We start from the raw sequence: 17629 nt of genomic DNA on the forward strand, positions 1-17629 counted from the left end.
AATCACTTTAATCAATCAGTCCTTGCTCGCGGGCCTTAACGATTGCTGCTGTGCGATTATGCACATCGAGCTTGAGATACAAATTGCTAATATGGCGTTTGAGCGTGCTTTCAGCAATCACCAAGGCTTCAGCAATTGCCCGATTGCCCAAACCAGCTGCCAAATAGCGCAAAATTTCGTGCTCGCGCGGCGTAATCGCCAGATCGTCAGTATCAAGCCGATTATGGTGCAGCAAGCGCACAACCATGGGGCTGCTTGGCAATTGCTGCAACAAGGGAATCAAGCCAGCATGCAAATCAAGCAACGGTTGAATAATCGATTCTGGCTCGGCGATTGCCAAGGCATGCTGCAATTGAGCAATTGCCTTGGGCAACTGACCCTGACGGGCTAAAACCATGGCGATAGTTGCATGAATGCTAATCAACAATGGTACATAATTAATCCGCTCGGCAGTTGCTAGAGCTTTAGCAAGCAGCTCGCTGGCCTGAGCAAACGCGCCTTGATGTAAGGCTAATACAGCACCAAGCCATTGATTGCTTGGATTGTTGATTTCCTCTTGGTTGGTGTTAATTAAAGCCAACCACTGGGCTGCTTGGCTCAAATCGTGTTGTTCGAGCGCAATCAGGCAGCGGGTTTGTTGAATAATCAGCCGCACCTTTTCGCTCTCTTGATCAATTGCTTGCTCTTCAAGCTGTTGCAGCGCTTGCAAGGCTTGGGGATACTCGTTGAGCGATTGCAAAATTGCCACGCGCTGGGCTTGAGCAACACACCACATATAGCGATTGTCCATTGCTTTGCTGTTAATGAGGCTTTGTTCGGTTGCGGCCATGGCTTCGGCCAATTGATTGCGCTGGTGATAAATTCGAGCCAGCATCCAATACATGCCAGCCATAAACGGGCGCGGCGCTGGCAAGGCTTGCGATTGTTCGATCAAGCTCAAACACAATTGTTCAGCCCGATTAAAATGGCCTAAATCGGCCAATAAGCCTGCCCGATTGACCGCGCCGACGGTTGCTAAAAAGCGACTGTTGATTGTTTGACCCAAGGTTTCGGTTTGCTGATAGAACATTTCCGCTTGTTCTGCATCGCCTTGAAAATGGGCGACAACCGCCAAACAAAAGGTCATGACGCCCTGAATCACCGGATCATTGCTGGTATTGAGCCGCTTGGCTTGTTCGCCCCACAAGGTTGCTTGCTCCAATTTCGAGGTAATCGTGGCGGCTAACGCGCCTAAGGCCAAGGCTTCCGCCGCCAAGGGATTTGGCTCGCTACTATCGACCAATTGGCTAATCCGTTCGATATAACCTTGAACGCCTTCGCCATTACGCAGCGTGATCAAAATCCACATTTGGGCAATGCACAAACGTGGCTCGTTCCAAATCACATGGGTTGGCAGTTGATCAAGCCATGGTCGCAAGGTATAAAATGCTGCTTCACGCACAAATTGGCCAACCCAAGGCGCAAGAATGGTTGCGGCCAATTGATGGGCTTGAGCTTGCAACGCATAATGCATCGCATCGTGAATATAATGCTGCTCACCACACCATTGGGCTGCTAGCGCTAAAACCTTGTTGCGCAGCGCTGGTTCAACCAAACTGGCATGTTGCAGCAGAAAATCGCGAAACAGCGGGTGCAACTGCCACCACTCTTGATCAAGCGCCCCGATAAACAATTGGCGCTCAATAATTGGCTCAAGCTGGCTTGGACCGAGCGCTAAGGCCTGCTGAATAAACTCAGCTAGCGAACGATTAAAGCGCTCTAGCGGAGCTAAGGCCAATAAGGCTTGCTGAACCGACGTTGGTTGTTGCTGAAAGACTTCTTCCAACAAATAGACGCTAATATCGCTTGCTTGGCCCGAATTGAGTGCGCGGAGGCCTTGTTCAGGGTTGGGCGCTTCGGATAAGGCTAAGGCTGCGAGCTGTAATCCTGCAATCCAGCCAGCACTTTGTTGCAAGACTTGGCTTTCAACCTGCTGATTGAGCCGCATATGCATCACGTCGCGCAAAAACTCGCCGCCTTCGTTATCGGTGAAACGCAAATCGTTTACGCCAAGCGTGGTCAGCCAATTGCGGGCGCGCCAACGGGCTAAAGGCAAGCTTGGCTGTTGGCGACACGTCAATAAAATGTGTAATTGTGGTGGGCAATGCTCAATCAAGGTGCTGATGGCTTCATGAATCACTGGATGATCGATCATTTGATAATCATCGAGCACCAGCACCCACTGCTCGCTTTGCTCGTGCAGTTGATTAATCAGGGTTGTGATCAAATTAATCACAACCTGATGGCCCATCATTTCGAGCCATTGCCAATTGAATTGTGGTAGTTGGGCCTGAAAACCACGTTGCACATATTGGGCAAAGCGTAAGGGATCGTTATCGTGATCATTGAGGGTTAGCCAAACGTTGCGGGTTTGATTGTTGGCGTGCAGCCAGGCGCTGACTAAAGTTGTTTTGCCAAAGCCTGCTGGTGCGCTGATTAAGGTAAGCCGTTGTTTACGCCCATGGTCAAGCCGTTGATATAACCGCGAACGCTTGACGACTCGTTCACGCGGTGGTGGGACAACTAATTTAGTTTGAATGAGTTGGAGCATGTGAAAATCCCTCAACACCTGTCTTTTTAGTCTACCATAGCCAACTACACCTTGTGGCTACACCTTTTGAATGAAGCTGGATTGCTGTGATTTCTCTACAATAGCCTCAAACTTGCTGTTACCAAGGAGTGAAAAGAAATGCCGCGCATCGAAGCCTTGCTTGCCGCCCGTCAATTTGTTGTGCCCCAACGCTCGGGCGAGTATTTGTATTTTATTAGCGATTTGAATGGTCGCTTGAGTTTGTATCGAATGCTGCTGACTGGGAGTGTGCCTGAGCCACTGTTGCCACCAAATATTGCCTTGCAAACGCCACACCATATGGATGGTAAATCGTTTGTCGTGCTGGCCGAATATAATCAAATTGTGGTTATGATTGATCAAGATGGTGATGAAAACTACCAGCCAATGCGTATTCCCCTCACTGGGGGCTTCCCTGAGCTGATTTTCGGCGATCAATTTGCCGGAATGCAAACCAACCTTGCCAAAATTGATCTTAAAACTGGGATTGGTTATTTGACGGCTAGTTCACGCACGCGGCCTGAATTTAGCGGCTATCAAATTAATGTGCTTGAGAACAGCGCAACCTTACTCGCTACCGCCGCTGAAGGCCCATTCTATGCCACTTCCTCGCCCGATCAACAAACGATTGTGACCGTTGATGCTTATGGTATTGGCGATACGGTGGTTTATCGGCAACAGCTGGGTAGCACCGAGCGCAGTGTTATTTTTGGCACGCCCATGGAACAACGCACAACCACAATTGAGCCAAATGGTATGGGTTTTGCAGAATGGGTCAATGCTGATTATGCTTTGTTTAGCACCAGCTTGTTTGATGATTGCTACAGTTTGGCATTGTTGCGGCTTGATGGCTCGCAAAGCTTAGATGCAGTTACGATTGAAGGCTTGGTTCACACTGGTCAAGGCGAGTTTGATCGGTTGACCAAGCTCAGCGAGCAGCGCTACGTGCTTGGCTACAACATCGATGGCTGTTCGTGGTGTTACGAAGCTGAACTTGATCTCGCAAACAAGCGCATGCTGGTTAGCAATGTCTTGTGTGGGCAAGCGCCGCTTGATAATGGTGTTTTGGAATCAATTGCCTATGATTCAGATAGCGATAGCTTTGCGCTTTCGTTCTCGACCGCAATCGCCCCAACCCAAATCTACACGATCAACTCCAGTAAAGAGCTGCAACAACATACCAACGAACGGGTTTTGGGCATTCCAGTCGAGCATTTATCAGCTGGCGAAGATGCCTCATTCAACTCGCACGATGGCTTGCGGATTTCTGCGCGGCTGTATCGCCCAGCCCCAGCTTTGGGCTACGAAGGCCTACGTCCATTGGTCTATTACATCCATGGCGGCCCGCAAGGCCAAGAACGGCCTGATTTTGCCTGGTTCTCGATGCCATTGATTCAATTTTTGACCTTGAAAGGCTTTGCAGTGTTTGTGCCCAATGTGCGCGGCAGTAGCGGCTATGGCTTTAATTATATGAACCAAGTTACTCACGATTGGGGCGGCCAGGATCGGCTTGATCATGTGCATGCTATGACCAAGGTGCTTGCCAATGATCCCTTGATCGATACCAAACGTGCTGGAGTGATGGGCCGTTCGTATGGTGGCTTTATGACCTTAACCTTGCTTGGGCGGCATCCAGAGCTTTGGCAAGCTGGAATCGATATGTTTGGGCCTTATGATCTACACACCTTCTCGGCCCGCGTGCCTGAAACATGGAAGGCCTATATGGCAACCCAAGTTGGCGATCCTGTAACCGAAGCAGATTTCTTGGTCGAGCGCTCGCCAAAAACCTACATTCACAATTTGGCTTGCCCCTTGTTGGTAACCCAAGGCGCCAACGATCCACGGGTGATCGAGCAGGAATCACGCGAGGTTGTGCACGAATTGCAAGCCCTGGGCAAAAACGTCGATTATCTGTTATTCAATGATGAAGGCCATGATGTGTTGAAATATGCCAATAAAGTGACCTGCTACAACCGCATCACCGACTTTTTTAGTCAGTATCTCTAGAAGTAGGGGTCAGGATTCAGGGGTTAGGATTGAAGTAGTAGAACATTTAGACTCCACTCAGGGGAACGCAGGGTTTCGTCTTTGCGTTCCCCTGAATGGGTACTTGAAATATTGCACCATTATTTGAAAAATATGGTACTATACACTCCGGTGAGAAGGGCCATTAGCTCAACGGTTAGAGCACGCGGCTCATACCCGCTTGGTTGGGGGTTCGAATCCCTCATGGCCCACCATCAACCTCCGCTCACCACAGCTCCCAAATTTTAGCACCCAGTACCAATTCTATACCTAACATTTAAATATAGCTTACGGCCAGGCAATCCGCTGGCTTATAAGCGTTAGCATAAAAACCTGCTGCCCAACATCGCTCCTAGATGGCTTGTTTTGATGTTAACTATTCTATACATATTGACAAGAATGATTTACATGATGTATAGTTTTTTTAACATCAATCAGTTGAACTAGCTTGGAGGAGTGTTCAATGGCATATCGTGAAAAAACCGCGTGGCTCTCATTGATTGCGCTGGCAGTGGCGTTTGGCCCTTATTTTGGTATGACGTTGCTTTGGCCGCCTGATAATACATTGCCCAATTTGAGCCAACTAGGCTTCTTTGGCATTGCTAGCGTGGTTCGCATGCTGATTCTTGGAGGTGGCTATCTGTATTTGCACTACAACGTACCCAAGGCCGACCGCATGCCGCCCGACGAGCGCGATCGGGCAATTTCTCAGCGTTCCATTACCGCTGCCTACTATGTATTGATGGCTGGCATGCTTATTGTAGGCATGATTATGCCGTTCAATCAAAGCGGTTGGACGTTGGTTAATAGCGCCTTATTGATGATTGTGCTTGCAGAGGTTGTGTGTGGCAGCATTGTTGTGCTGAGCTATCGCTGGCAGCGGGCATGAAAGCAACGCTTGTCAATCGAATTCGCCTATTGCGCTTTCAGCATGGCGAAATGTCGCAGGCTGAGCTTGGCCAGTATATTGGCGTAACTCGCCAAACAATTGCCGCCATCGAGGCTGGCAAATATTCACCATCGCTTGAGGCGGCGTTTCGCATTGCCTACGTGTTTAAGGTTCCCTTAGAAGAGGTTTTTCAGTGGGAAGTTGACGAGCAGGCTGATTAATTAAAGAGGCAGCGCCCTTGATTGCAAGGGTGCTGCATTTTGTGCATTATTGTGGGGTTAAGAAAATAGGCGCGCCAGTAAGTTGGATGTTGCTTCCGCTGATTATGCTACTTGTGCCATTCCACGTTACTTTGCTGTAGGTTCCGCTCAGGTTAATGCTTGCGCTAGCAGTTTCATTGCGATCAAGCGTGGTTTTGGCCCAAAGCACATAGCGCAGTTGGTTGTTTTTGCGAAAGGCCGCGCCATCGATCTTCGTGGGCAAATTAAGCGCTGTCGTGGCTGCTGCATCGTAGCGCCAGCCATACAATTGATTGTAGGTTGTGCGGTTTGCAATCCCTTCACTTGTCATAATTTGGCTATTTGGCGCATCACGTTTGAGATTTTCGTAAAATCCCATTAATTGATATTCATCTTGGGCGGTTGCATAATCTGCGCCTTCGCCAGTTGCAAACCAATAGATTTGTAAAATACCAAGCTGCTGCCCTTTGACAATCGCCTTAATTAAGTAATTGCGCTGAATTTCCTCGCCGCCTGCATAATTATTGAAGGCTTTGCGCGAAACATTGGTTTCAGTGATAATGCTTGGTTTACGGGGAAAGTTTGTGCCATTATAGTTGCGATTGACCAAGGTTTGGTTCATTCCATAATATTGATCTTGGAAAACTTGGCTCATGCGGTCGCTATGGCGCGCATAGACAAAGCCACCTGCGTTATTATCCCAATATGAACCACCATATTGTGGATAAATATGATAACTCAGAGCATCAAAATAGGCTCCGCCAGTTAATGGATATTGGCTGGTAATTTTGCCCGCATCAGGATTATCACTATAACGCAGCAAGGCATCCAAAAATGAGGCATAGCCAATCCCACCTGGTGCAACATAGCTATCGGGATCAGTTTTTTTGATCACAGTATAGGCAATGCGTAATAAACGAATGTAGTTATAGATTGGTGCGTTCAGATTTGGTAATTCATTCGGCGTTGGTGCGCTATCCCACCAGCTACCGCCGCTTGCCCCGGGGTTGGCATAGGCTCTGGGGCTGCTAGTATAATCTGGCTCATTGATAATCTCATAGAAGCGCATATATTTGCCATAGGTGCTGGCAATCTGCCATGCATAGACGGCAAATGTATTTGCATCGTTGACTGGTGTGCCATTCTCGCCATTATCCCAAATTGGCTCGTACATGCCTTGCCAAAGCTTGCTCTGCACTGGCGTGCCATTGCTGCTGAAATAGCTGGCCGAATCGCGCCAAGCTGCCCGTGGTTCGCCTAAAAAGACCGTGTTTTCGCGAAAATTGAGCGTCGTGGAAATATACTCAAAAACTGGAACCCGAATTGCTGCGCCCCATTGGCCAATAAAACTATCGGGCAGCGAAGCTCGCGCGCTGTGGGCACCAGCATCAGCGCCAATTGCATAAATTTTCTGATCGTCCCAGCCGTTGCCATAATAACCAGGATTAAGCCCAAATTGAAAAAGTGCTGAATAACTTGGTACAAACGTATTTGCCGTAAACTCGGAATTGCCCATCACAACTGGCAAATAGGTGCTGCTTGGCGGCAAATAATTGGCCCCAAGCCCTGAAACCGATCCCAATAGCAAGCAAACGAGCGCGAATCGCCGCAAGGCATGCCTAGACATACAACCTCCTGACGTTGTTGGTTGTTAATTGTCGAAACGCTTGGTAGCAGTTGATTTGAGGTTGAAATGGACAGTGCCATTCATTAGCTCATTGGTGAGGCGGGGAATAATATGCATATGCACATGCTGAATGACCACACCAGTAACCTCGCCGCAATTCCAGCCAATTGTATAGCCAAGTGGTTTATGGCTGATATTGATGAAAATTTTGACGAGGTTGAGCATGTCTTGCATCGCATCCCATTCATCAAGATCCATGTCGTGGCGGGTTGGACAATGGCGTTTGGGAATAATCACGCCCGAACCAGCGAGGACTTTATCGGGTTGTTGCAGAAAGTAGCACAAGCGATTTTCGAGCATGGTTTCGATTTCGAGGGTGGCGGGATCGCAAAATGGGCAAGCATTCATGGCGTTTCCTCATCCGCTTCGTCATCTTCGTTGGATTTTAACATATCGCCAAGCCGCATTAAGGCTTCGATCAAACTATGATCGTGGGGTTTTTCTGCTTCTTCTAAGGCCCGAACCATCCCCTCGCGCACTGACGTACCCCAAGTTGTTTCAATCCGTGGATCTTCGTGGAGCAGCGCTTCTTGCAAATGGGTGATTGAATCGGGAACATGCAGCGCGGCCAAAGCCACGGCAGCTTCGTAGCGCACATCGCTATCTGGGTGGCGCAAGGCCAGCACCAAGGCATGAAATGCCCGTGGATCGCCAATTTTGCCCAGCGAGCGAGCGGCTCTGGCGGCGATTTCGGGGTCAAAATCAGTTAATGCAATCAATAAATGATTGAATACCCGCGCTTGGCCAATGACGCCTAAGATGCGAATTGCCTCGATCCGTAATTGGCGGTTTTTTTGCTCCATCAGGTCGAGCAAGGCAGGCACGGCGCCAGCGCCGATGACGCCCAGCGTCCATGCTGCGCGCATGCGAATTTCGCGCTGTGGCGAGCGCAACAGTGGAATCAAAAATGGCACGGCTGGCTCGCCGAATAACCCAAGGGTAAACGCCGCCTGCGAACGCACAAACTCATCGGTGTGTTGCAAATCGGCGACTAATTGAACGATCGATTCAGGTGTGCGCTCCATGCGTCACCTCCTTGTGACATCATCAATGCTTCGAAGAATAGTGCTAAGTTGCGATTGAGTTGCGCGATTATCGACGACAACCCGCGATGGGCGACGTAAGCCACTGGCGCTTGTGTTGCCAGCGGGCAAACCAGTGGAATCAATGCCATTCCACGCGAGCAAGGCTTGGCCAAGCTCAAATCGACTGAGAATTTGTGGGCCTACAAGGTGAAATATACCATAAAGCCTTGGTTGTTGTGCAAGTTCAAGCAAGGCTTGGGCCACATCTTCAACAAAGACAGGGCAACGCATTTCATCGGTAAATAAGGCCCCATCTCGCTCGCCACGCACCATTGCTAAAGCCATAGTGGTATTGGGGTCAAGCGGGTTTTGGCCGTACAATAGCGAGGTGCGAGCAATCGCTGCCGCAGGGTTTAGCGCTTCCACCAGCGCCTCGCCTGCTGCCTTCGATGCGCCATACGGATGGATTGGTGCTGGCACATCGCTTTCAGTATACGCCGTATCACGTCCACCCCAAACTGCATCCGAAGAAACATGGACAAAGCGCGCCTCATGCTGAGCCGCCCACGCTGCTAACGTGGCTGTAGCTTGCACATTTACTGCCCACAAAGCCTCGTTGGTCATAGCAGCGCCCATGGCTGGCGTGACCGCTGCTGTATGAATAATTGCATTTGGCTGAATGCGATCAAGCAGAGCTTGGAGTTGGGCTTGATTCGCCAAATCGCAGGCCACATGCTCGCCTGCAAGGGCTGGGTTGCGCCAACTCTGGCTATATATTTTATTCCAAATTGTTGTCTGCTGAGCAAAATAAGCAACTCGCTGACCAAGATAGCCCGATGCTCCGGTAATTAATAAGCGACCCATTGGCATACCAGTGCTAAAATAATGATCCTATTGTAGCCGAGCCTGCAAGCATTGCAAACGTGCTTATTAGTTTAGGCGCTTGATGCTACTGGTTCAAAAACCGTGAGGATTGCCTGTGGTTGATAGCCCAATTTTTGGTAGAGTGGTAGGCCAGCCTCGGAGGCTACAAGTACGCTCCAATGTTCGCCAAGCGCTGCTGCTTGCTGCAAAACAGCGATCATCAGCGCCTGAGCAATCCCACGCCGCCGATAGTTGGGGGCAGTATATAAATTTGTCACATAGCTATGCGCTGGATCAACCTGGCAAACCCGCACTCGCGCCACCACCTCAGCATCAAGCAGAATAAAACTATGGCGTAGCCGTGGCTCATGCAGGCGAGTGGCCGTGATCCAAGCTCGCTTGGCTGGATCATGCGTGTTGAGCCATTCCATCTCGGCGATGGTTGTAGCTTGGGCTATTGAATAGCGCGGCTCGAACGCTGGCACATCGTTGAGCGAGCGGGCAAGCAGCACTTCGCTTGAGCTATGGCGATAGCCTGCGGCGTGGTAGGTGGCATGCTCGCTTGCTGGCCGATCAACGAGCGTAATGCGATGATCGGTGCTTGGCTGGTAGGCTGCAAGCAGCGCAAGCACCTCCGCAGGCGAATGGGTTTGCACAATCGCCTCATCAGCAATCTGGCGCTGCTGATTCCAAACATCATCACTATGCAGAATGTTGAGGCCATTCAATTGCTGGCGATTTGAGCGATTTTCAGCACTAGCAATCCCAATCTCGCCGTTCATAAAAATTTCCAAGGCGTGCTTGCGCTGCATGGTTCTGCTCCCCAATAATTACTTAAACGATGGAAATACTCTATTCCAAAGGCCCAAATTGCATCTTATACTAGGTTTATTGGCTCTTGATCGGCCTAACGAGGGAATCTATGACTGAACTATTTGATCAGGGTCTGATTGCAACCTTGCGGGCAGCCCGTTCGCTCACAATTTTGACCGGAGCGGGGATGTCGGCAGAGAGTGGCATCCCAACATTTCGTGATAGTTTGACTGGACTTTGGAACACATTTGAGATTGAACAAGTGGCAAGTTTGGCGGGCTATTTGCAGCAACCGCAAGCAGTTTGGGGTTGGTATCACACCCATCGCCAACAGATTTTGGCTGTTCAGCCCAATTTAGGTCATGTTGCTTTAGCTCAACTTGAGCAACATATCTCAAGTGTCACACTGATTACCCAAAATATCGATGCTCTGCATCAGCGAGCTGGCTCAAGCAATGTGATCGAGTTGCATGGCACAATTGATACTATTCGGTGTAGTGCTGGTGATCATGGTATTTCAGCTTGGCCTGATCAGCCAGATTTGCCGCTTTGTGCGGTTTGTGGTGCGCCATTACGCCCTGATGTGGTTTGGTTTGGTGAACGTTTGGATCTTGCCAAGATTCAGGCGGCTGAATTCGCTAGCCAAACCTGTGATGTATTTTTGGCAATTGGCACATCGGGCTTGGTTGCCCCAGCAGCGACCTTTCCGATGACAGCCCGAGCGCATCGTGCCCGTTTGATCGACCTGAATCTTGAGGATACGCCGTTGAGCCGCCATGCGCGCCATCGTTTACGTGGCCCAGCAGCGCAACTATTGCCAGCCTTGGTTGCTGCAACCTGGCCTGAGGCCTAAGTTTGTGCAATTTGCTCGAATAGGTTTTGGATAGTTTGCCTAGTGGTGGCGATTTTTGGCTCGGCTATACTGGCGTAATGATGCTGAACCCTGCTTTGGCCCAACTCAAATTATTGCAACTTGCCGATAGCGCCTTGCCAATTGGCTCAACCGCCCATTCGTATGGCGTTGAATCGTTGGTGGCCGAGGGCCAACTTGGCGTGGCTGGCCTCGGCCAGTTTCTGCACGCCTTTGTGCAGGAGAGCGGCCAACTTGAAGCCTATTTGGCCTATCAGGCTTGGCGATTGGCTGATGTGAGTGCATTTGATCAGGCTTGGCTCGATTTGAACGATCAGGCAGCGGCCTTCAAGCCAGCCCGCGAGAGCCGTCATGCTAGCGCTGTGCTTGGTCGACGTTTGTTAAGTTTGGCCTTGCAACTAGAACCCTTGCCACGTTGGCATCAAGCCAGTAGCCTCGCCCAAACCCAGCAGATCGAAACTCACCATAGCTGTGTGTTTGGCATGGTTGCAGCTGGCTTGAGAATTGAGGCCGAGGCCATGCTTGTAGCCTTATTGCAACAAATGACATTAAGTTTAATTTTGGCCTGCCAAAAAATTTTGCCGCTTGGCCAAGTGCAGGCCCAGCAATTGTTATGGCAGTTGCATCCAAGCATTCAAGCGGTGGTTGCTCAAACCCCAAGCACCTCGTTTGCCGACCTCGTACCATGCAGCATTGGCTTAGATGGTGCGAGTATGCGTCACCCCTTGTTGGGGACGCGCCTGTTTATAAGTTGATGCAAACACTGTCGCGCCTTGAGCGCATGCATGGCCATTTGGCGCTCGATTTTACGCTCAAGCAGCAACGCACGCGTTTGATGGTGCGCGAACATCGGCCACCATTGCAGGTTGTGCGCGATTTTGGGCTGGCTGATGGCACCAGTTTTGTGCATTTGCATAATGTTGCTGGCGGCGTGTTGGCGGGCGATCAGCTGACTACTACAATCAATTTAGCCGCCTCAACCAAAGCCCAACTAACCACCACCAGCTCAACGCGAATCTATCGCAGCGATGGCGAGCAAGTGGCTTATCAAGCGGTGCAGGCCAATTTGGCCGAACATAGCTTGTTGGAATATTGGCCAGATACGACGATTCCATTTGCTGAGAGTGTGTATCAGCAACAGACCCGCATCGATTTGGCGGATGATGCTGGGTTATGTTGGTGGGAATTTCTTGCGCCTGGCCGCGAAGCCTATGGCGAGCGCTTTGCTTATCGCCGGCTGCGTTTGGATTGCGATATTTATGCCTTGGGTCGGCCATTATTGCTTGATCGCATGCGTTTGCAACCAAGCCTGCAACAGCTCAATAATCCATTGTATTTTGGCAACTACAGCTATTTGGCTACGGGCTACATCTGTCGGGTTGGGCTGGATGCTGGCCTGTGGAAAGCCCTCGAAGCCGAATTAATGGCGTTTGCTGCGAGCCAAACCAAGCTTGGTCGCTGTTTGTGGGGCGTGAGTTGTTTGGCTGCTCATGGCTTGGTGATTCGCGGCCTCAGCAGCAACAGCCGCGATCTGCTGGCGACGGCATTTGAATATTGGCGCTTTGCCAAACAAGCCTTGTATGGCACAAGCCCGAATCTGCCGCGCAAAATTTATTAGCACGAGGCTTAATCAATGCATTTAACTCCGCGTGAACAAGAAAAATTGCTGATTGTGGTGGCCGCCGATTTGGCGCGGCGGCGTCAGGCGCGTGGCCTCAAGCTGAATTACCCCGAAGCGGTGGCGATTATCAGCGCCGAATTGCTGGAAGCAGCCCGCGATGGCAAAAGCGTCGCCGAAATTATGAGCTATGGCACGACGATTTTGAGCGTTGATGATGTGATGGATGGCGTTGCCACGATGATTCACGAGGTGCAAGTTGAGGCAACCTTTCCTGATGGCACCAAACTTGTGACTGTGCACGACCCAATTCGTTAAACAGGAGCCGCGAATGCAGCCAGGCGAATATTTAATCGATCAACCAAACGAGGCAATTGCTGCCAATCTTGGCCGTGCAACCTGCGAAATCCTCGTTGCCCACACTGGCGATCGGCCAATTCAGGTTGGCAGCCATTATCACTTTTTCGAGGTCAATCGGGCTTTAGTCTTTGATCGTAGGCTTGCCTATGGGATGCATCTCAATATTCCTGCGGGCACGGCGGTGCGTTTCGAGCCAGGCGATAGCAAAATCGTCAATTTGGTGGCTTTTGCTGGCTCACGCCAGATCTATGGCCATAATGGCTTGGTCAACGGTGCCTTAGATGCAGCTGATCAAGTACAACTAAGCCTCAGTGCTGCCCAGCAGCAGCAATTTGGCCATCGCCCGCAAGGAGATTTGGAATGAGCCTTTGGATTCCGCGCCAAACCTATGCCGATTTGTATGGCCCAACCAAAGGCGACCGCCTGCGTTTGGCTGATACTGAATTAATTATCGAGATTGAGCACGATTTTGCCCATTATGGCGATGAAATTACCTTCGGCGGCGGTAAGGTGATTCGCGATGGCATGGGCCAAAGTAGTAGCGCCCACAATGTACTTGATTTAGTCATCACCAATGCGATCATCATCGATCATTGGGGCATCGTCAAAGGCGATATTGGGATCAAACAAGGTCGAATTGTCAAAGTTGGCAAGGCTGGTAATCCCGACACGATGGCCGGAGTTGACCCCGAATTGGTGGTTGGCGCGAATACCGAGGTGATCGCTGGCGAGCATCTGATCGTCACTGCTGGCGGGATTGATAGCCATATTCACTTTATTGCGCCTGGCCAAATTCCCGAAGCGCTTTCGAATGGTGTGACCACCCTGCTTGGCGGCGGCACTGGCCCAGCCACGGGCACAAAGGCGACGACTTGCACGCCAGGCGTTTGGAATATGGCGCGCATGTTGCAAGCAGCCGATGCTTGGCCAGTCAATATTGGCTTCTTGGGCAAAGGCAATGCCGCTCAGCCAGAATCGTTGATTCAGCAAATTCAGGCTGGCGCGTGTGGCTTAAAATTGCACGAAGATTGGGGCACAACGCCTGCTGCAATCGACATGTGCTTGAGCGTAGCCGACCAATACGACGTGCAAGTGGCAATTCATACCGACACGATCAACGAAGCTGGCTTTTTAGAAGATACGCTGCGAGCGATTGCTGGCCGTACTATCCACACCTATCATACTGAAGGCGCTGGCGGTGGCCATGCTCCCGATATTATCAAAATTGCTGGCGAACGTTATGTGCTGCCCTCATCAACCAACCCTACCCGCCCGTATACCGTCAATACGATTGCCGAACACCTTGATATGTTGATGGTTTGCCACCACCTTAACCCGCAAGTGCCCGAAGATGTGGCCTTTGCTGAAAGCCGCATTCGGCCAGAAACGATCGCCGCCGAAGATATTTTGCACGATCTCGGCGTAATTAGCATGATTTCGAGCGATTCGCAGGCGATGGGTCGGATTGGCGAAGTTGTGACCCGCACCTGGCAAACCGCCCACAAAATGAAGGTTCAACGCGGCCCGTTGCTTGGTGATTCGGCGCGCAACGATAATCAACGGGTCAAGCGCTATATTGCCAAATACACGATCAATCCAGCCTTGGCCCATGGCATTGCTCATGAGGTTGGCTCGCTTGAGCCAGGCAAATTGGCTGATTTGGTGCTCTGGCAGCCAGCCTTTTTTGGCGTAAAACCAGAGCTGATTGTTAAAGGCGGCATGATTGCTTGGAATGCCATGGGCGATGCCAACGCGTCGATTCCTACGCCGCAACCAGTGCTCTATCGCCCAATGTTTGGGGCCTTTGGCGGGGCGATTGGGGCTACGAGTTTGACTTTTGTTTCGGCGGCGGCTCAACAAGCAGGCCTTGGCCAACAATTGAGTTTGCAGAAGAAAACTGCTGCGGTGCGTGGTTGCAGGAGCGTCCAAAAAGCCGATCTCATTCACAACAACGCAACACCAACAATTGAAGTTGATCCTGAAACCTATGCTGTGCGCGCTGATGGCGAACTATTGACCTGCGAGCCAGCCAGCAGTTTGCCCTTGGCTCAGCGCTATTTTTTATTCTAACTGCGAGGAATGTATGCAGGAACCCCTGTTGCGAATTGGGATTGCCGGCCCAGTGGGCAGTGGCAAAACAGCTTTAGCCCATTGTTTGAGCGTGCATCTCACCAAGCGCTACTCGGTAGCCGTGGTAACCAACGATATTTACACCAAAGAAGATGCAGAATTTTTGCTGCGCCAAGGTGTGTTGCCAGCAGAACGGGTGCGCGGGGTGGAAACTGGCGGCTGCCCACACTCGGCGATTCGCGATGATGCCTCGATGAACCTCGAAGCGATTGCCGATTTATGTGCAACCCTGCCCGATTTGCAAATTGTGTTTGTTGAGAGCGGCGGCGATAATCTGGCGGCCTCGTTTAGCCCAGAGTTGGTCGATTATTGGATATATGTCATCGATGTGGCTGGCGGTGATAAAGTTCCGCGCAAAGGTGGCCCGGGCGTGACGCGCTCCGATTTATTGGTGATCAACAAAATTGATCTGGCTGAGCTGGTTGGCGCATCGTTGGATGTAATGGAGCACGATGCCAAACAGATGCGTGGTGAATTACCGCTGGTGTTCACCAACCTCAAGGCTGAAACTGGCTTAGATCAGGTGCTCGCTTGGATTGATCAAGTCTATGCAGCGCCACGGCCTGAGCCAATTCAGATTCATGATCATCACCATCATCACTAGGATTTACAGGCAGCAACAGCCTTGATGGCGCTGTTGCTGCCTTCATCGGGCTACCTGCCAACCATTCTGGCGCGAAATGTTTGATCTTGGTTGATTTATGAACCTAACGCGCTTGATCCTCGGGCTGAAACGAAATCAATTACCGACTGTTTGAAGCCAAAGACTGCTTGAAAGCTGCTAGTGTGTGTGATGATATATTAATATAATGCTAATCGTAATTAAGCGCAATTTCTAAACAAAAACCTCAGGTAGAGTAAGCTGCCTGACTATACCATGCAGGCATAAAAAAGTATCTTGCAGAAAAAGTTAAAAATTGGTATAATTCGCCTCACGATCATAGCCTACATTCCAACTTCTGATTTACAGTCTAGCAGGCCAGAGAGACCAGCCATCCATGCCGATAACTGCTTTCCGCGCCAATGCTTGCCACGAATGCTCGCGAATGCTCAGCAGCAACGCAGCAGCGTACTCATAACTCCAAGATTGTTGGGCTAAGGGTTCCACGCTGAAACTCCCATGCACACGATTGCACACGATTTAAGCTGAGCAAGCCGAATGTGGGGAGGTTGCTCAGCGTAGCGCGAAATTGTAGGAGGAAGCATGACCTCAAGTACCTCGGAGAACGGTTTATTTCGGCCCTTACAACAACGCTTGTTTGCAATGCTCTGGACTGGGCAAACGATTTCGCGTTTGGGCGATACGATGTATCAAGTTGCGCTCTCGTTGTGGGTTTTGGAAAAAACCGGCTCGGCTACTGCGATGGGCTTAGTGTTAATCTGTTCGTTTGCGCCGATGATCATCTTTTCATTGCTCGGTGGCGCTGCGGTTGATCGCTTTTCGCGTGGTTGGCTGATGTTTAGCTCCGATATGCTGCGGGCCTTAATTGTTGGTGGCGTTGGGATTCTGGCCCTGACGAATACCTTACAACTTTGGCATATTTATGCGGCTAGTATCTCGTTTGGCTTCTTTGATTCGTTTTTTCAGCCAGCATATAGCGCTTTAGTGCCCGATGTTGTGCCAGCAGAATCGTTGCCTGGCGCCAACTCGCTGACTGCTTTGAGTGCCCAAATGACCTTGATTTTGGGGCCATTGATTGCCTCCTTGATTGTGGGTATCGGCGGCGCACCAACCGCATTTTTATTCAACAGTTTCTCGTTTTTGGTTTCTGGCTTGTGCTTAATACCGTTGCTCTCAACCGATGCCAGTCGCGCGAAAGCTCGACGCTCGACTGGCATTTTAAAAGATGTTGGCGCAGGCCTGAGAACGGTCAGCATGAATCCTTGGCTCTGGATGACGATTATTCTTTCGTCGATGGCCAATATGCTGTTGGCTGCCCCAGCCCAAACTGCGTTGCCAATTCTGATCAATAAATTTTTGCTATTGCCTAGTGAACGACTTGGCTGGGCACATGCAAGCATTGCCTTGGGCGCGGTTTCGGCCTCGATTTGGCTGAGCAAAGGCAATCGTTTGCGCCGCCGTGGCTTGATGAGCTATGGTGCCTTGTTTTTGGCTAGCTTAGCAACCTTGGTTGTTGGCGTAATTGGCTTTAATGTTGGCGTGCTTGGCAGCACTATCGCCTTAGCTGCCTTGCTTGGCGTGTTGGTCTTTCGTGGGGTTGGGATTGCAACCTTTGGCTTGATTTGGACGCATACTATGCAAGAAATGGTTGATCGCGAACAACTCGGGCGGGTTGCTAGCATCGACTTGCTTGGCTCGGTCGCGTTGTTGCCAATTGGCTATGGCCTAGCTGGGATCATCGCCGACAACTTTGGCGCTCCAGCCTTGTTTGCTACCTGTGGCGCAATTATGTTGGTTATGACGACCTTGTTTAGCTTCCACCCTGCCGTCCGCAAATTAAACTAAGCGTAGACTGACAGATAAACCTCAACCACGGCT

18 protein-coding genes and 1 tRNA gene are annotated in these 17629 nt (G+C 50.6%); 12 read left to right on the forward strand and 7 right to left on the reverse strand.

Annotated features, from left to right (window positions below; genetic code table 11):
• Positions 1-7 precede the first annotated feature (7 nt).
• A complete protein-coding gene (locus tag SE18_RS04225; protein WP_054533172.1) occupies positions 8-2590 on the reverse strand; it encodes a LuxR C-terminal-related transcriptional regulator in 2583 nt (860 codons plus the stop codon).
• 138 nt (positions 2591-2728) lie between these two features.
• Between SE18_RS04225 and SE18_RS04230 the strand changes: the two genes are divergently transcribed.
• The 4 genes from SE18_RS04230 (at position 2729) to SE18_RS04245 (ending at position 5743) form a co-directional block, all read left to right on the forward strand.
• A complete protein-coding gene (locus tag SE18_RS04230; RefSeq protein WP_054533173.1) occupies positions 2729-4615 on the forward strand; it encodes an alpha/beta hydrolase family protein in 1887 nt (628 codons plus the stop codon).
• 157 nt (positions 4616-4772) lie between these two features.
• Positions 4773-4848, forward strand: a tRNA-Ile gene (locus tag SE18_RS04235).
• A gap of 248 nt (positions 4849-5096) precedes the next feature.
• Positions 5097-5522, forward strand: coding sequence for a hypothetical protein (locus tag SE18_RS04240; protein WP_054533174.1), 426 nt, complete (start codon positions 5097-5099; stop codon positions 5520-5522).
• Complete coding sequence (locus SE18_RS04245) at positions 5519-5743, forward strand: helix-turn-helix transcriptional regulator (protein WP_054533175.1); 225 nt, start codon at positions 5519-5521, stop codon at positions 5741-5743. The genes SE18_RS04240 and SE18_RS04245 overlap by 4 nt, the downstream gene beginning before the upstream one ends.
• Positions 5744-5789: 46 nt before the next feature.
• Here the strand turns inward: SE18_RS04245 and SE18_RS04250 are convergent, their stop codons facing one another.
• From SE18_RS04250 to SE18_RS04270, 5 genes are all read right to left on the reverse strand, one after another.
• Complete coding sequence (locus tag SE18_RS04250) at positions 5790-7388, reverse strand: hypothetical protein (protein WP_054533176.1); 1599 nt, start codon at positions 7386-7388, stop codon at positions 5790-5792.
• Between the two features lie 24 nt (positions 7389-7412).
• On the reverse strand, positions 7413-7796 hold the full coding sequence (locus SE18_RS04255; RefSeq protein WP_054533177.1) for an HIT family protein: 384 nt from the start codon (positions 7794-7796) through the stop codon (positions 7413-7415).
• Positions 7793-8473, reverse strand: coding sequence for a HEAT repeat domain-containing protein (locus SE18_RS04260; protein ID WP_054533178.1), 681 nt, complete (start codon positions 8471-8473; stop codon positions 7793-7795). The genes SE18_RS04255 and SE18_RS04260 overlap by 4 nt, the downstream gene beginning before the upstream one ends.
• A gap of 3 nt (positions 8474-8476) precedes the next feature.
• A complete protein-coding gene (locus tag SE18_RS04265) occupies positions 8477-9337 on the reverse strand; it encodes an SDR family oxidoreductase (protein ID WP_160319468.1) in 861 nt (286 codons plus the stop codon).
• A 71-nt stretch (positions 9338-9408) separates the two neighbouring features.
• Complete coding sequence (locus SE18_RS04270; protein WP_054533180.1) at positions 9409-10149, reverse strand: GNAT family N-acetyltransferase; 741 nt, start codon at positions 10147-10149, stop codon at positions 9409-9411.
• Between the two features lie 110 nt (positions 10150-10259).
• On the opposite strand from SE18_RS04270, the gene SE18_RS04275 reads away from it, so the two are divergent.
• Genes SE18_RS04275 through ureG form a run of 7 tightly spaced genes read left to right on the forward strand, consistent with a single transcriptional unit; the run spans position 10260 to position 15733 of the window.
• A complete protein-coding gene (locus SE18_RS04275) occupies positions 10260-11003 on the forward strand; it encodes an SIR2 family NAD-dependent protein deacylase (protein WP_054533181.1) in 744 nt (247 codons plus the stop codon).
• Between the two features lie 26 nt (positions 11004-11029).
• Positions 11030-11776 carry an urease accessory protein UreF gene (locus SE18_RS04280; protein ID WP_054533182.1) on the forward strand — a complete coding sequence of 249 codons (747 nt, stop codon included), beginning with the start codon at positions 11030-11032 and terminating at the stop codon, positions 11774-11776.
• The gene (locus tag SE18_RS04285) at positions 11776-12639 is read left to right on the forward strand and encodes an urease accessory protein UreD (RefSeq protein ID WP_054533183.1); all 864 of its coding nucleotides are present in this window, start codon (positions 11776-11778) and stop codon (positions 12637-12639) included. Before SE18_RS04280 ends, SE18_RS04285 begins: the two co-directional genes overlap by 1 nt.
• A gap of 15 nt (positions 12640-12654) precedes the next feature.
• On the forward strand, positions 12655-12957 hold the full coding sequence (locus SE18_RS04290; RefSeq protein ID WP_054533184.1) for an urease subunit gamma: 303 nt from the start codon (positions 12655-12657) through the stop codon (positions 12955-12957).
• A 13-nt stretch (positions 12958-12970) separates the two neighbouring features.
• Positions 12971-13363, forward strand: a complete 393-nt coding sequence (gene ureB / locus SE18_RS04295; protein WP_054533185.1) for an urease subunit beta — start codon at positions 12971-12973, stop codon at positions 13361-13363.
• Positions 13360-15069 carry an urease subunit alpha gene (gene ureC, locus SE18_RS04300; protein ID WP_054533186.1) on the forward strand — a complete coding sequence of 570 codons (1710 nt, stop codon included), beginning with the start codon at positions 13360-13362 and terminating at the stop codon, positions 15067-15069. The genes ureB and ureC overlap by 4 nt, the downstream gene beginning before the upstream one ends.
• Positions 15070-15094: 25 nt before the next feature.
• Positions 15095-15733 (forward strand): urease accessory protein UreG, encoded by a 639-nt coding sequence (ureG, locus tag SE18_RS04305; RefSeq protein ID WP_407928467.1) that lies wholly within the window; start codon positions 15095-15097, stop codon positions 15731-15733.
• A 360-nt stretch (positions 15734-16093) separates the two neighbouring features.
• On the opposite strand, the gene SE18_RS27385 is transcribed toward ureG, so the two are convergent.
• Positions 16094-16237: a hypothetical protein gene (locus tag SE18_RS27385; protein WP_160319469.1), complete on the reverse strand. Its 144-nt coding sequence runs from the start codon at positions 16235-16237 to the stop codon at positions 16094-16096.
• 96 nt (positions 16238-16333) lie between these two features.
• On the opposite strand from SE18_RS27385, the gene SE18_RS04310 reads away from it, so the two are divergent.
• Positions 16334-17596 (forward strand): MFS transporter, encoded by a 1263-nt coding sequence (locus SE18_RS04310; RefSeq protein ID WP_054533188.1) that lies wholly within the window; start codon positions 16334-16336, stop codon positions 17594-17596.
• Positions 17597-17629 lie beyond the last annotated feature (33 nt).

The organism is Herpetosiphon geysericola (assembly GCF_001306135.1).
GTDB lineage: Bacteria > Chloroflexota > Chloroflexia > Chloroflexales > Herpetosiphonaceae > Herpetosiphon > Herpetosiphon geysericola.

Coding starts and splice junctions, on each gene's coding strand:
- SE18_RS04225 (WP_054533172.1), bottom strand. CDS start 2,590: ATGCTCCAACTCATTCAAACTAAATTAGTTGTCCCACCACCGCGTGAA.
- SE18_RS04230 (WP_054533173.1), top strand. CDS start 2,729: ATGCCGCGCATCGAAGCCTTGCTTGCCGCCCGTCAATTTGTTGTGCCC.
- SE18_RS04240 (WP_054533174.1), top strand. CDS start 5,097: ATGGCATATCGTGAAAAAACCGCGTGGCTCTCATTGATTGCGCTGGCA.
- SE18_RS04245 (WP_054533175.1), top strand. CDS start 5,519: ATGAAAGCAACGCTTGTCAATCGAATTCGCCTATTGCGCTTTCAGCAT.
- SE18_RS04250 (WP_054533176.1), bottom strand. CDS start 7,388: ATGTCTAGGCATGCCTTGCGGCGATTCGCGCTCGTTTGCTTGCTATTG.
- SE18_RS04255 (WP_054533177.1), bottom strand. CDS start 7,796: ATGAATGCTTGCCCATTTTGCGATCCCGCCACCCTCGAAATCGAAACC.
- SE18_RS04260 (WP_054533178.1), bottom strand. CDS start 8,473: ATGGAGCGCACACCTGAATCGATCGTTCAATTAGTCGCCGATTTGCAA.
- SE18_RS04265 (WP_160319468.1), bottom strand. CDS start 9,337: ATGGGTCGCTTATTAATTACCGGAGCATCGGGCTATCTTGGTCAGCGA.
- SE18_RS04270 (WP_054533180.1), bottom strand. CDS start 10,149: ATGCAGCGCAAGCACGCCTTGGAAATTTTTATGAACGGCGAGATTGGG.
- SE18_RS04275 (WP_054533181.1), top strand. CDS start 10,260: ATGACTGAACTATTTGATCAGGGTCTGATTGCAACCTTGCGGGCAGCC.
- SE18_RS04285 (WP_054533183.1), top strand. CDS start 11,776: ATGCAAACACTGTCGCGCCTTGAGCGCATGCATGGCCATTTGGCGCTC.
- SE18_RS04290 (WP_054533184.1), top strand. CDS start 12,655: ATGCATTTAACTCCGCGTGAACAAGAAAAATTGCTGATTGTGGTGGCC.
- ureB (WP_054533185.1), top strand. CDS start 12,971: ATGCAGCCAGGCGAATATTTAATCGATCAACCAAACGAGGCAATTGCT.
- ureC (WP_054533186.1), top strand. CDS start 13,360: ATGAGCCTTTGGATTCCGCGCCAAACCTATGCCGATTTGTATGGCCCA.
- SE18_RS04310 (WP_054533188.1), top strand. CDS start 16,334: ATGACCTCAAGTACCTCGGAGAACGGTTTATTTCGGCCCTTACAACAA.